Here is a 13448-nt window from a genome sequence, read left to right as displayed (position 1 = left end):
TATCCCCCTAGTTCATTTCCTTGTATTTGCCCGGCGTTATGCCTTCGTACTTTTTAAATACACGGATAAACGTTGCGGCATCATTGTATCCAACCGCGCGCGATACCTCGTTTACGGATTCCTGAAGCATCGTCATCCGCCGCTTGGCTTCGGCAATCCGGTATTTATGCAAATAGTCCAGCAGCCCTTCGCCTGTCTGCGTCTTGAACAGCTTGGACAAGTAGCTTCCCTTCAAATCGAAATGCTCGCCGATCGTATTAACGTTCATATTGGAATCTCCGTAATTCTCCCCAATGTATCCGGCCACGCGGGCCGACAAATCGCGGATGGACTCGGCGCGCTCATGCGTCATATTGGATTCGAGCCTTGCAGAGGCGAAAGCGCATACATCCCTTAACAAAGAATGAAGCTCCTGCCGCATCTCCTGGACCGTATCGCAAGCCATAATGCCATTCATCCAATTCGGATTATCGTTCAGAACGCTGCCCTTGCCGTCGCCAAGCTCGTTAATGGCCTTCACCATCGTTCCGACCAGATTAAACATAAAGCATTTGGCCAGCGTCAGATTCATCATCGGCTGCTGGAAGTTGCGGTCCGCAATCTCATTCATGAAAGCGGAAGCCTGTTCGAAATCGCCGCTCTTGATCAGATTAATCAATTGCTGCTCCGCCTGAAGCGGATAATGGTAACCGAATTGAACGGCATCGGTAGGCGTCTTGCGGATATCGTCATAAGTTATGATGCCTTTTTTGCCAAGCACCATTTTATACTCCATCGCATCTACCGCTTCGCTATAAGCGGCTGCAATCCCCGTCAAAGTGCTATGCCTGCCGCTGATCGCCACCGTAAGATCCATATCGTAACGCTTCAGGAAGCGCTGCGCTTCCGTTGCGATCTCGTGCAAATCCTTCTTGTATTGATCGTCATCCCCGCTGCCGCAGGACAAATTCACGAGGCAGACCATCATGTCGTCCATTTCCGCAACATAGCCCGCATGATCGTATCGTCCGGCAAGCTCCTCCACGACATTGCTGATAATGAATTGAAGGAATCTTCTCCGTTCATTGTCGTCAATGCCCGGCAGCTTCTCGTAAAGGCTTTCATCATTCTCGATAACAAATAAAATAACCGCGTAATCATCCGAGATTTGTTCCATGCGGTACGTCTTGAAGGCTTCCTCGTAAGGAATAGGCGAATCCAGCCGACCCTTCAGCAGCCTGCTGAGCATGTTCGACCGCAGCACGTTGTGATGCATCTGGAGCTGCATCGCGATTTTGTCCTTCTCGCTTCGCGTCCGGCTAACCGCCCGCTGAATGAAATTCAGCTCGTTCCATTCCGCATGCTCTTCATCGTTATTTTTGTCGGTTAACGACTCTACAAGCTTCTGGATCGGCGAATAGTTGCGGCGCATAAAGAACCATGTAAGCACGCCTGCCCCCATCACGCTGATCAGTACGCTCACCAGCGTCAGCTTCCGGACATATTCGGCCTTCTGCCAATAAATGCTGCTAGGGATCACCAGCGCGTACTTTAGATCCGATACGGATGATTGCAGGTAAAAGATTTCCGAATCTCCCGATTTCATCGAGGTCGGCATCTCTTCGCCGCCGCTCCGAACCTTCTGCAGGATAACCTCTTCGCCCTGCTTCTTCGGCAGATTGGACAGCAGCACCTCGTTATTCCGGTTCAGAATGAGAACGTACCCTCCGCTAAAGCCGGAGATGCTCTTGATGGCATTCTGGAATCTGGCCAAATCCGACATCACCACTACCGTGCCTGCTTGCCTGCCGTTCAGATCTTTAGGCAAATGAGTAATGTAGGCGATTGAAGACTGCGTAGCCCCCGCATCCATAAGCGGCAGCAGCGTAAACTGGTTATGCTCGGAAGTCTCTACGGCAGCCAGCCAATCTTCATAACTCATCTGGCCGGTGTCGTGAAGGGTGGCAAAGGCCGTCTTCATATCGCGGACATTGCCGGAGCGCAATACCGCATGCTCCCGCTCCCAGGTGACGTAAAACTCATCTATCGAAGCATAAGAAGTCTGATAGGTTTGAAATTCCTTCACGAGCTGATAAGCATCGAATTGCGCATCCGCTTCCGTTCTGCTCGAATACATCAAGGTCTGAAGCCTTGCATTCCAGGTCAGCTCCATGGTCAGACGCTTCATCTGGTCCACCTGATTATCGATGGTGTAGCCCACCTGCTTGAGCAGCGAATCATTGGCACGGTGAATCTCGCTTCGAAGCGCCGCGCTCGACTGCGAATATACAATTAAGCTGATTAGTATCGGTACGAATAATACCGCGCAATAGGAAATCAGCCACGTTACGATGATGCTTTTCCGTTTCTCCCATATGGATCGAATATTCAAACCAAGATCTCCTCGCCTGTACGTAAATGTTAAGGTTGCTCATGTTGTTTGCCAGCTTTAGAACCTTATTATACGCATACAAAAGGCGCCAGAGGAAGTTGCAATATGTGCAAAACGATTGACGATAGCTCTACTGGAGCCCCAAAAACAGCACAAATAGCCCGTTGGAATCATCCAATCGGGCTATTTGCCATTATACGATATTCGGTATTAGAACATACGCTGCTTCCAGCCGTTCAGCTTCGCGATGGCTTCGACGAAGAAGTAGTCTCCGTAGATAAGAGACACATCCACGTTCTGCCCAGCCGGTTTATGGCCGGTGCCATGCTTCAGAATCGCTTCATGCGAAGGTTCGGCCCATGTGCCGTAATTCGAATAAAGCGACGCCAGAATGCGCTCTGCCGCTTCGCGGTAGATACGTCCTTCCTTCTCGGCCAGCAGAGCTGCCAATTCGATCAGGCCCGAAGCGGCAATCGCTCCGGCCGACGTATCGCGTGGCTCTTCGTCCATCTGCTCCGACGCGCGGAAATCCCAGTGAGGAACATGATCCTCCGGCAGATTCGCGATAAAATAATGCGCAACGCGCTGCGCCGCCCGCAAATATTCGATATTGCCGGTATAACGGAAAGTGTTCGCCATTCCGTACAAGGCCCAGGAAGCGCCGCGGCTCCAGCCGGAATTCGGCGCTGCCCCTTGCCCGCCGCGCACCTGGTCGAATTCGCCCGTCTCCGGATCGAAGCAGACAATATGGTTCACCGAGCCGTCCTCGCGGATAAAATGTTTCAATACCGTATCCGCATGCGCGCTGGCTATATGCGCAAAGCGCGAATCTCCGCTCTCGGCCGATGCCCAGTACAGAAGCGACAGATTCATGCACGTATCGATAATCGACCAGCCATGCATGTCGCCGTTCCAGGCGCGGATAAACCGCCCGTTCAGATTAAAGCGTCCCGCCATAAAATTCGCGGCGAACAAGCCGCGGCGCAACGCGTCTTTGTCTCCGGTAATCCGGTATTTCGCAACTGCCGTCGGCAGGAAGTGGAAGCCTACGTCATGGTCGAAGGAGTTCGGCCGGAGCATTTGCGCTTCCAGCCGCTCATCCCAGCTCCAGGCAGCCTCTTTATATTTCTCGTTGCCGGTCGTTTCGTTCATCAGCCACAGAATGCCCGGCCAGAAACCCGAAGTCCACCAGTCGATTCTTTGATCATCGTAAATGCCGTCCGCCTTGGCCGCATGCGGGGATTTCTCCCCGATTTGAACGATCATGCGGTCTACCTTCTCTTCAAGCTGCTTCCAAATGCGCTTTACATCCAATTTGCTTTGAGTCGAGCTTGCTTGCATGTTCCCTGCCTCCCGGATTATTCTCTTGGACTATGAAATAAATCAGCCTTTAACCGAGCCTACCATAACGCCTTTGACGAAAAAGCGCTGCACAAACGGATAGACGCATAGAATCGGAACCGTAGCCACCATAATGGTCGCGTATTTAATCGTTTCGCCAATCTGGAACCGGTCTCCTGCCGATGCGCCCGATGCCATGCTGTCCGTCGAGTTCGCAATCAGAATCTCGCGCAGCACCAGCTGCAGCGGGAACAGCTCCCGGCTGCGGATAAAGATCGAGGCGTAGAACCAGCCGTTCCATTTGTCTACCGCATAATACAGGATCATAACCGCGATAACCGGCATCGAGAGAGGAATGATAATCCGGAACAAAATCGTAAAGTGGTTGGCTCCGTCGATTTTGGCCGATTCCTCCAGCGCTTCCGGAATACCTTTAAACGCGGTACGCATAATGATCAGGTTAAACGTGCTGATCGCAAACGGAATAATCGTTGCCCATAACGTATTCAAGAGGCCTACGCCTTTTACAACGAGGTATAGCGGAATGAGGCCGCCGCTGAAAAACATCGTTAGCAAAATCATGCCCATGAACAGATTGTTCCACATGACATCCCGGCGGGATAAGACATACGCGCCCAGCGCGGTCATAATCAGGTTGAGAACCGTACCGCATACGAGAATAAACAGCGTATTTTTGTAACCGGTCGTAATGCCCGGATTTTTGAACACGCTCGTATACGCATCCAGGCTTAATCCTAATGGATGCCATAAGATGCCTTTATTGGCTACAAGCTGCCCCGCGTCGCTGAAGGAAGCGAACAAAACGTACAGCAGCGGATACAACGTCGACACGATGAGGAGGATCAGGACGGCGTATACAACGACATCGAACACTCTCTCGGATAAAGTCGCCTTCATTTGCATGGATTCTCACCTCACCATAGACTGCTTTTATTCACCTTGCGGCTGATGTAATTGGCGGTAACGAGCAAGGCAAGGTTAACAACGGAATTGAACAATCCGACTGCCGAGCTGTAGCTCCATCCAAATTCCAATAAACCTTTCCGGTAGACGAAGGACGAGATCACGTCCGCCGTATTGTAGGTAACCGGATTGTACAACAGAATGATTTTCTCGAAGCCAACGTTCAGCATATTGCCCATCCGCAGGATGAACATGATCGTAATCGTCGGCAGGATGCCCGGAAGCGTAATGAAGAAGATCTGCTTTATCCGGCTTGCGCCGTCTATTCTGGCCGCTTCGTACTGCTCCTGGTCGATGCTCATCAGCGCCGCGATATAGATAATCGACTCCCAGCCGATCCGCTGCCAGATCTCCGATAAAATGTAAATCGGACGGAACAGCTCCGGCTTCTGCAGCATCGCTTGGCCGTCGTAGCCAAACAGCATAAACAATCTATTGATAATGCCGTCAGCGTTCGTAAAGTCCGTAATGATCCCGCAAATGACTACGAGGGAAATAAAGTAAGGCATGTACGTAATCGTTTGAGCTACCCGTTTGAATGTCTTGTTGCGAACCTCGTTAATGAGCAGCGCCAATATAATCGGTGCGGGGAACTCGAAGATTAACGAATACAAGCTGATGACAAGCGTATTCTTAAGGATCCGTGTAAAGTAATAGCTGCCGAAGAAATCATGAAAATGCTTGAGGCCAACCCAATCGCTGTGCAGGATGCCTTTCATCGGGGAGTATTCCTTGAAGGCAATTAACGCCCCGTACATGGGAATATAGTGAAAAATAAGGTAATACGCGATGACGGGAAGCATCATCAGATAGAGCAGTTTGTTTAGCTTAAAATCGCGTATAAAGCGGTTTTTCCCCACATGCCTCACTCCTTATTGAGGGAGAAGGAGGGCTTTCAAGGCCCTCTCCTCTCTTGCTATCTATTAACGATTGTTGTAACGGTCAAGCGCCGCTTGCTGAATTTCGATCGCGCGATCCAGATTGAGCGATTTCATTTTGTCCACGTATTTGGCGAACGCATCGGCCGGCTCCGTGCCCAGGATGATCTTCAGGGACATTTCGTCCACCAGCGTGTTGATATCGTTCATAATGGCCGCGTACTCGGAAGCTTCCTCAGGCGATGGCGTGATTGGCGGCAGCTGGTATTTCGCCGCGTCCGTTTTTTGCCATGTGGTTACCGCGTCGCGCTGCGACTGAAGAGCAAAGAATTGCTCGGCATAACGTTTGTCCTGAACGAACGGACCGTTGTAGCTGCCGCGCGTATAGAGCGAGATCGCTTGCGCCGGAGCCAGCTTGTCCGGATTCTTCAGCAGAAGATCGGTGTAAGTCGGGTAGCCGTCCTTCATGTTGTAGCTGACGCCTTCCGTACCGAAGTTAAAGAACAGGCCGCCTTCTTCGCTATAGCCGTAGTCGAGCATTTTGACAGCGAGCTCAGGATCTTTCGCTTGTGTCGTGATCGCTACCGTACCTTCGGATGCGTAAGCGGTGTTATGCTGGCCGAATTTCGGCGTGTCGCCTTTCTTCAGTACCGGGTAAGGGGCGCCGATCAGAACGGCTTTTGGATCCTTCGCTTCAACAAGCGGCTGCCACTTGCCGATACCGCCGCCGGCATTGCCGATCGAAGCGCCCGTTGCGCCGGACGCAATGTTGCCGTCCACCGATTTGGTGTCCGCCGTTGCAATGTTCTTGTCGATCAGGCCTTTCGAATACCAGTCGCGGAATAGCTCCAGGTATTGCTTGTAGCCCTCTTGCTCCGGACCAAACACGACCTTGCCGTCTTCCTGGTAGAAGCCGCGCGTTACGCCAAACGCGCCCATAAAGGCACCGTTGCCGCCGTCGTTGAAGAAGCGCGGCTTGCTGTTGAACGTAAGCGGTGCAGCAGCGCCTTTCTTCTCTTTAAATGCGGTAAGCGCCGCGGTCCAGTCGTCGATCGTCTCAGGTACAGCCAGGCCAAGCTCATCCAGCCAGTCCTTGCGGATAATCGGACCTTGGAACACGCGCAGGTATTCGTCGCCGCGGATGAACGGGAAGGCGTAGTAGCTGCCGCTGTCCGTTTTCACCATTTTGTCGATGTCCGGATTATCTTGCAGATACTTCTTCAGGTTAGGCGCGTATTTATCGATCAGATCGTTCAGCTTCACGATATAGCCGTCCTGGATCGCTTTCTCCGGACCGCCCGGGAAGTCGCCGATGAAGTTGTACTCCACCATGTCCGGCAGCTTGCCGGATGCGAGCATCACGTTAAACGCTTCCTTTACTTGTCCGGTTGGCGGCTCCGTAAATTCGAGCGGTACGCCGGTTTTCTTCTGCCATTCCTGGAAGAACGGAATATCCTTGTGGGATTCCTTTACGCCGATCAGCTGACCGTTAATCTCGCCCCAATACGAGAGCGTCTTATCCGTCTTAATCGGATACGTTGTTGCTTCCGCCGGCTGTTCCGCCGAGCTGTTGCCGTTATTGCCCGAGTTCGAGCTGCCGCCGTTCTTATCATTATTGGAAGAACACGCTGCAAGCATTGTTCCCAGCAAAGCGATGCTGAGCGAACCTGCTACCCATTTTTTCATGACCCTACCTCCGTTTAATTGTGTAGTGAAAATGGCTACATCCATAGAGTAAAGGAGCAGGAGGAGAGTCGATATGGGCAAAAGATGCAATCAAATGGGGATTTGAGAAGGGGGAATTGAGGATTTCGCCATTTATATTGATGGTGGGAGTGATGATTTGTACAAATCAATAGGAAAAATCGATAATGAGTGGGGGAAAAGCGTATTGGAGAGATTTTGCCGGAATGCCGGAAATGTATCTCCTTACGTCGCTGTTGCCATCGTGAAATTTTGAATCAACTCGTTTTTCAACGAGATTTCACGACTGGCAAAGGCGGGCGCTTAAAAGCTTTCTGAAAGAAAGCTACTTCGGAAGCATACACTTTCCTTCAGGAGATACATTTCCTCTATTCCTCCCTTCTCTCGGAGAGAGAGGAATAATAAAGGGCTAGAGATTCGGGATGTTTCCCTAAATCTCTAGCCCTTTTAAAACAGCATCGAATTATGACTTTTTCCTCCACTGACCGCCGGGACACGGAAGGACCGCATTTATTCCTCTTCTCAGCTCGCTAACAGCTCGTTTACCTTTTGCTCCAGATCAACGAGGCCTTTCTTGGGATCCTGTCGATTGGCAATAATATTCTGAAGCTCCTCCGACAGAACGGTGTACAAAGCGGAATATTTGTCCGTATTGGGAGCCAGCTTCACATGATGCGACGATTCCAGGAACAGCTTGCGGTACGGGAGGTTCTGATAGTGGGAGTCGTTTTGCACCGTACTGTTGGCAGGAACATGTCCCGCTTCCCCCCAGGTCAAGCTGCCGACTTCCGAGAAATAACGGATGAAAGCCATCGCCGCGAGCTGCTTCTCCTTCGTCACATAGGTCGGAATAACCAAGGTATGCGAGCTGCCCCATTGCTTATTTCCGCCGAACAAGGACGGGAGCTCCGCAATTCCGCTCTGAAAGGACGAATCCTTCAGATGATGACCCGCTTCCCATATTCCTCCCATCCAGAATACGGCTTGGCCGTTGTGGAAGGTATCCCAAGGCGTTTTATCGTTAAGGTCGCTTAGACCGCTGGCGAACAGCTTCTGGTAGAACCGGAGCACCTCAAGCGCCTTCTCATTATTGATCGCCGCATGCTTCATATCGGGAGTAAGCAGCTCGCCCCCGGCTTCGTAATACATATCCAGAAACGGCTCCTGGAAAAAAGGCGTATTCACCGCAAGCGGCTGTACGCCGGGCAAACGGTTCTGAAGCAACGTGAGGAAATCCATAAACTCCTGCGGCGTTAGATGGCGGAGCTTGGAAATAACCTCGTCCTCGTCCAATCCGGCTTTAGCCAGCAAATCCTTGTTGTAATACAGCATGTGAAAATGCGTATCGATCGGAACCGCATACGTCTCCCCGTTATACACGACGCTATTTCGGTTTGTTGGCTCAATATGACTGAAATCTAATCCGGCAGACTGCGCCAGCCCGTCGAGCGGAATAATCTGCTTCGCCTTCACAAAAGGCGATACCCGGTCCGCATGGGCAACGGCCACATCGGGGCCTTTCCCGAAAGATAATGCCGTGCTTAGCCGGACGTAATATTCATTGGATTCGAGACGAAGCTGCCGGACGACGATTCCCTGCTGGGACTCGTTAAAATCTTTGATGATTTGGCCAACGTAGTCTCCTTCTCCGCCGCCGAACGGATTCCAGAACAAGATTTCAACCGGTGCTTTGGCCGATTTACGGACCGGTGCTTCCGCTTTGCCCGAACCGTCGCATCCGACCAGCAATCCCATGCATGCCACCATAACGAACAACCATGCAGAAAGCTTTTTCCCCACACTTTCACCTTCCGCAGACATATTTATTGCCCTGTTTCAGAGCTATCTATAATCCCTTTGTTCTCCTTATTATCTTTCACTAAGCTTCTATATTCCGAAGGAGTTGCTCCCGTAATCTTCTTGAATACTTTCGAGAAATATTTAGGGTCCTGAATGCCGACCATCTGCCCGACGTCGGCAGCTCTCATCTCACCGGCCAACAGCGCCTTTGCTTTCTCAATCCGTACTCTCGTTACGTATTCCAGAAAGCTTTCCCCGACTTCCTTCTTAAACAGATTCGCAAAATAATTTTTGCTCAAATGAACGAAATGACTAATGGACTGCAAGGATATTTCCTGCTGGTAATGCTGCTGAATGTACTGCGTTGCTTTTATTATACTGTTCCGGTCACTGTTATAAATGCGAATCATATGCTCAAGAAGCTCCGCGAAGGCTTGGAGGAACCAGTCGCGGCTTTGCTCAATCGTCTCCAGCTTCGATAATTGGTCGAAATACTGTTTTTTCAATTGGACCACCTGCTGCTGATCATGGGAGACATCCGGCCATATCGCCGTTAGAATCATAATCAATTCAAGGGAGATGAGCTGCACCAGATCCGGATCCTGCCGCCTGCCCAACTGATCGAATAAGCCGTTCACATAATCGTGAAGCTCCTTGGACTGCAGCCCATACAGCAAAGTATGAATATGGGATTGGCTTACCTTAATTGGCGCGCCGTCTGCTTCCTTGGCCCCGGCAAGCTCCGAATACAAGATCGCTTTCCCGATCCCGGCGAACATGCTTTGCTTGGCAGCCGCCAAAGCCTCGCCGTATGCCTTGCTTAGCTCCGTCCACTCGCTTACTCTTCCGCTTAACCCAATCGTACATGCAAGTCCGTAAGCCTGCGATAGATGGGAGATGATCCGTTCCGCCAGCTGCTTAATCCCTTCCAAATTGACCGCCTCATGCTGCGGAACCGGAAGCAGGACGTTAATTTCCCCTTGTTTATCCGCAAACACAACAAAGCTTCGATCGCTTCCGATCTGTTCGAACGTTTCATGAATGACCTGCTGCTTCTCGAACAGCCCGCAGTCTCTCGTGTGAATAAGCGTGTACAGGAGATAGGCAGGCAGATGCAAGCCATTAAGCTCCGCTTCCTCCGGAATCGAACCGGCTTCCCCTTCTTCCGTGCGGCTTCCTTCAATCAATCCCAGCAGCAGCTTTTCCTTCCGTGCCGGTTCAACAATAGACGCTTTTGCATTGATTTCGGGATCTGACTCGGCCGTATCCAATGAAGCTTTAACGTTCATTAATGCTTTTTCGAAATCCCTTGGCATCATATCCGACTTGATCATATACTCCGAAACTCCGTAACGAATAGCTTTTTGGGCATATTGGAACTCTTCCAGATTGCTTAAAATAATCACTTTCATCGTAAATCCGCTGCTTCGGACTTCCTCAATGAGCCGAATCCCGTCCATAACCGGCATCTTGATATCCGTGATCAGAATATCGGGAGGATCCCGGCGAATGAGCTCCAGTGCCTCTTTTCCGTTGGCGGCTTCGCCCGTTACTTCCAATCCTACCTTCTCCCAATCGATCATAGAGCGAATACCGTAGCGCACGATAAACTCATCCTCAACAATCATCACTCGGTACATCTGCCATAATCTCTCCTATTCCAAATACGGAAGCTTGATCGTAACCGTTGTTCCCGCTTCCGGTTCGCTTGCAATATCGATACCGTACGTTTTGCCGCTAATGAGCTTGATCCGTTCATCCACATTCGCGAGCCCGATTCCTCCCGTCTTGCCGCCCTGCTCCTGATTCTGATTCCGGAGAAGACTCCTTGCGTAAGCCGGATCCATTCCTTTACCGTTATCTGCAATCTGAAAGCGTATGCCTCCGTCCGGGCTTCTGGTACAGGAAATATCGATTTGCCCCTCTTGCTCCGAATCGGAAAAAGCATGCAGGATCGCATTTTCGACAATCGGCTGAAGTATCAGCTTCGGGGTCCGCAGTTGACGGACACCGTCTTCCACATAGACCTCCGTTTTGATTTTATAATTAAACCGGAACTTCTGGATTCCCAGATAACACTGCACATGCTCGATTTCCTCTTCAACGGTGACCGTCTCTTTCCCTTTGTCCAAGCTGATCCGCAATAAACGGGACAGCAGGCTGACCATCTCCGCGGCGTTATTCGCCTTCTGGATCAGGGCCGTCCATTTAATAATATCGAGTGTATTATACAGGAAATGAGGATTGATCTGCGCTTGCAAAGCTTTTAGTTCCGCTGTTCTTTTCTGATTTTGCTCCTCGTACACCGTCTTCAGCAACTCATCAATCCGGGCGACCATGTAATTGAAATTATTGCCCAATATATCAAATTCATCGCTATGCTTCTTGACCCGGAACCGAACCGTCAAATCCCCCGACATGACCTGTCTCATGAGGCGGATCATTTTCAGAATCGGATTGCTGATCGAATTTGCAAGAAAAATGGCCGTTATAATAGAGAACACGATACAGAGCAGCGCAATAATCCATATCGTCCGCAGCAGACGGTCGGAATCCTGATACAGAATCGATTCGGAGATGACGTTCACGACTATCCAGTCATTGGTGTGAAGCTTCTTGTAATTCACAATCAGCTTCTTCCCTTGTTCCTTAATGGGAAAGCGGTATTCCTCCAGGCCGGAATGAACGATCTGATTATAACCTTGTTCCCCGAGTACTTCTTTTACATTTTTCCCGATCATGTCATTCTCGCCATAAGAAACAATCTGGCCTTGACCGTCGATAACGAAGCTTTGAATATCCCGGTTGTTGTTGGTTGAGCTTGAACCAAGCTCCTTCAGCACCTCGCCGCGGATATCCAGTACCGCTATAATCCCTACCGGACTGTCGTCCGAAGTTTTGTAAATCTGCTTGGAGAGCGAAAAAACATGGACGTTTTGCGTGTTCAAGCTGTCTACATACGTGTTAAGCCGGGTCGGAAACCATCTGAAATTGCTTCCGTCCTCAAGCGTAGTCAAGAAACCGCTTACCTCTTCGGGCGTGCGGTTCTTCCATCGGTAAATTCCTTTTATATAATGATCCTTGGAAATAAACGAAATGGATTGAATGTCCTGATTAATCGCAATAATCGTGGAAAGCTTTGTCGTCAGCGACAAGCTGTCGATATCGTAAGGCTTATCCGCGCTTGTCTTATCCAGATCCCGCAGCATCCGGATAATCTCGCCGTTATTCACGACCTGCATCATCAGGTCTTTATAAATGCCCAAGCGGGTATCGATGTTATCCGCCGTCTGCTTGAGCAGCTGCTCCGAATACTCCGTTACCTTTTCGTTAATTGTGGATTTGGAGAGCGAATACGAGATCGTACCCATCACGATTAACGGTGTCAGGGAAAATAGAAATAAGAGCAGCATCCATTTGTAGCGTATGCTGCTCTTCCATATATTCATCGAGGGCAAAAACCTTGCCCAGCCGGATTGTTTTCTCATTGTACCTCGCTGCTCCTGCCGGACATGCCGTTTTTATTGGCAAACGTCTTCCCGATCATTTCATTAGCCCTTCACGCCAGACATCGCCACCCCTTGCACAATATGGCGCTGTAGAATGGCAAAGACCAGAATCGTTGGGATAGCCGCAATGCCGCTTGCCGTCATAATCATATTTAAGGACATATTATTATTCGATAAAAACGTAGGCAGTCCTGCCGACAATATCATATTTTCCTCCGAGGTAATCGTCAGATACGGCCAGAGGAAATTATTCCAGGATAAAATCAGAAAGAATATGCCAACCGATACCATCGCCGATTTCGTCAGCGGCAGGCAGATGTTCCACCAGATCCGGAAGGTTCCGCTTCCGTCAATTTGAGCGGCTTCGATATAATCCTTCGGAACGCCGTCCATAAATTGCTTGAGAAGAAGAATGCCAATTGGATTCGTAAGGCCGGGGAGAATAATGGCCCACTTATTATCGATCAGATTCAGATGCAGCGTCGTTTCGTATAACGGAATCAGAATCGCTTCGGTCGGAATAAGAAGTCCCGAGGTAATGAGGACAAATAAAAAACCTTTGCTTTTAAAAGGCATTTTGGAGAAAGAATACGCGGCCAGGGAGCTGAGCAGTATGGATAACAGCGTCGTAATGACGCCGATAACCGTGCTGTTCCAGGTCCATCTGAGAATCTCGGAGCCGGTGATCACTTTCTTGTAATTGCTGAACGTCAAATCCGCGAAATGAACCCAGTCGGACATGGCATAAACATTCGTACCGTCCGGCTTCAAGGAGACAAGCAGCATCCAGATGAGCGGGAACACGAAAAGAACCGCCAGTACCGTTGCAATGATGTTAAGAGCCCACTTGTTCATGTTAAT

General features: G+C 50.2%; 9 protein-coding genes. All 9 read right to left on the bottom strand.

What is annotated here, in order from left to right:
• Positions 1-7 precede the first annotated feature (7 nt).
• Positions 8-2371: a helix-turn-helix domain-containing protein gene (locus ACR9FF_RS10145; RefSeq protein ID WP_435170814.1), complete on the bottom strand. Its 2364-nt coding sequence runs from the start codon at positions 2369-2371 to the stop codon at positions 8-10.
• Positions 2372-2581: 210 nt separating this feature from the next.
• The gene (locus ACR9FF_RS10140; RefSeq protein WP_127496937.1) at positions 2582-3712 is read right to left on the bottom strand and encodes a glycoside hydrolase family 88 protein; all 1131 of its coding nucleotides are present in this window, start codon (positions 3710-3712) and stop codon (positions 2582-2584) included.
• 42 nt (positions 3713-3754) lie between these two features.
• Complete coding sequence (locus ACR9FF_RS10135) at positions 3755-4636, bottom strand: carbohydrate ABC transporter permease (RefSeq protein WP_127496938.1); 882 nt, start codon at positions 4634-4636, stop codon at positions 3755-3757.
• An 11-nt stretch (positions 4637-4647) separates the two neighbouring features.
• Positions 4648-5502 carry an ABC transporter permease gene (locus ACR9FF_RS10130; protein ID WP_236013348.1) on the bottom strand — a complete coding sequence of 285 codons (855 nt, stop codon included), beginning with the start codon at positions 5500-5502 and terminating at the stop codon, positions 4648-4650.
• 117 nt (positions 5503-5619) lie between these two features.
• Positions 5620-7260, bottom strand: a complete 1641-nt coding sequence (locus ACR9FF_RS10125; RefSeq protein WP_127496940.1) for an extracellular solute-binding protein — start codon at positions 7258-7260, stop codon at positions 5620-5622.
• Positions 7261-7800: 540 nt separating this feature from the next.
• Positions 7801-9078 carry an ABC transporter substrate-binding protein gene (locus ACR9FF_RS10120; RefSeq protein WP_435170811.1) on the bottom strand — a complete coding sequence of 426 codons (1278 nt, stop codon included), beginning with the start codon at positions 9076-9078 and terminating at the stop codon, positions 7801-7803.
• Positions 9079-9101: 23 nt separating this feature from the next.
• Entirely contained in the window at positions 9102-10718 is a 1617-nt protein-coding gene (locus ACR9FF_RS10115) for a response regulator (RefSeq protein WP_435170809.1), read from the bottom strand.
• 15 nt (positions 10719-10733) lie between these two features.
• On the bottom strand, positions 10734-12566 hold the full coding sequence (locus tag ACR9FF_RS10110; RefSeq protein ID WP_435170807.1) for a sensor histidine kinase: 1833 nt from the start codon (positions 12564-12566) through the stop codon (positions 10734-10736).
• A gap of 63 nt (positions 12567-12629) precedes the next feature.
• A complete protein-coding gene (locus ACR9FF_RS10105) occupies positions 12630-13442 on the bottom strand; it encodes a carbohydrate ABC transporter permease (protein WP_015843665.1) in 813 nt (270 codons plus the stop codon).
• Positions 13443-13448 lie beyond the last annotated feature (6 nt).

The organism is Paenibacillus glycanilyticus (genome assembly GCF_051200795.1).
GTDB lineage: Bacteria > Bacillota > Bacilli > Paenibacillales > Paenibacillaceae > Pristimantibacillus > Pristimantibacillus glycanilyticus.
The sequence above is the reverse complement of the archived record's forward strand: the minus strand, read 5'-3'. Positions and strand labels throughout refer to the sequence as shown.

Coding starts and splice junctions, on each gene's coding strand:
- ACR9FF_RS10140 (WP_127496937.1), bottom strand. CDS start 3,712: ATGCAAGCAAGCTCGACTCAAAGCAAATTGGATGTAAAGCGCATTTGG.
- ACR9FF_RS10135 (WP_127496938.1), bottom strand. CDS start 4,636: ATGCAAATGAAGGCGACTTTATCCGAGAGAGTGTTCGATGTCGTTGTA.
- ACR9FF_RS10130 (WP_236013348.1), bottom strand. CDS start 5,502: ATGATGCTTCCCGTCATCGCGTATTACCTTATTTTTCACTATATTCCC.
- ACR9FF_RS10125 (WP_127496940.1), bottom strand. CDS start 7,260: ATGAAAAAATGGGTAGCAGGTTCGCTCAGCATCGCTTTGCTGGGAACA.
- ACR9FF_RS10115 (WP_435170809.1), bottom strand. CDS start 10,718: ATGTACCGAGTGATGATTGTTGAGGATGAGTTTATCGTGCGCTACGGT.
- ACR9FF_RS10110 (WP_435170807.1), bottom strand. CDS start 12,566: ATGAGAAAACAATCCGGCTGGGCAAGGTTTTTGCCCTCGATGAATATA.
- ACR9FF_RS10105 (WP_015843665.1), bottom strand. CDS start 13,442: ATGAACAAGTGGGCTCTTAACATCATTGCAACGGTACTGGCGGTTCTT.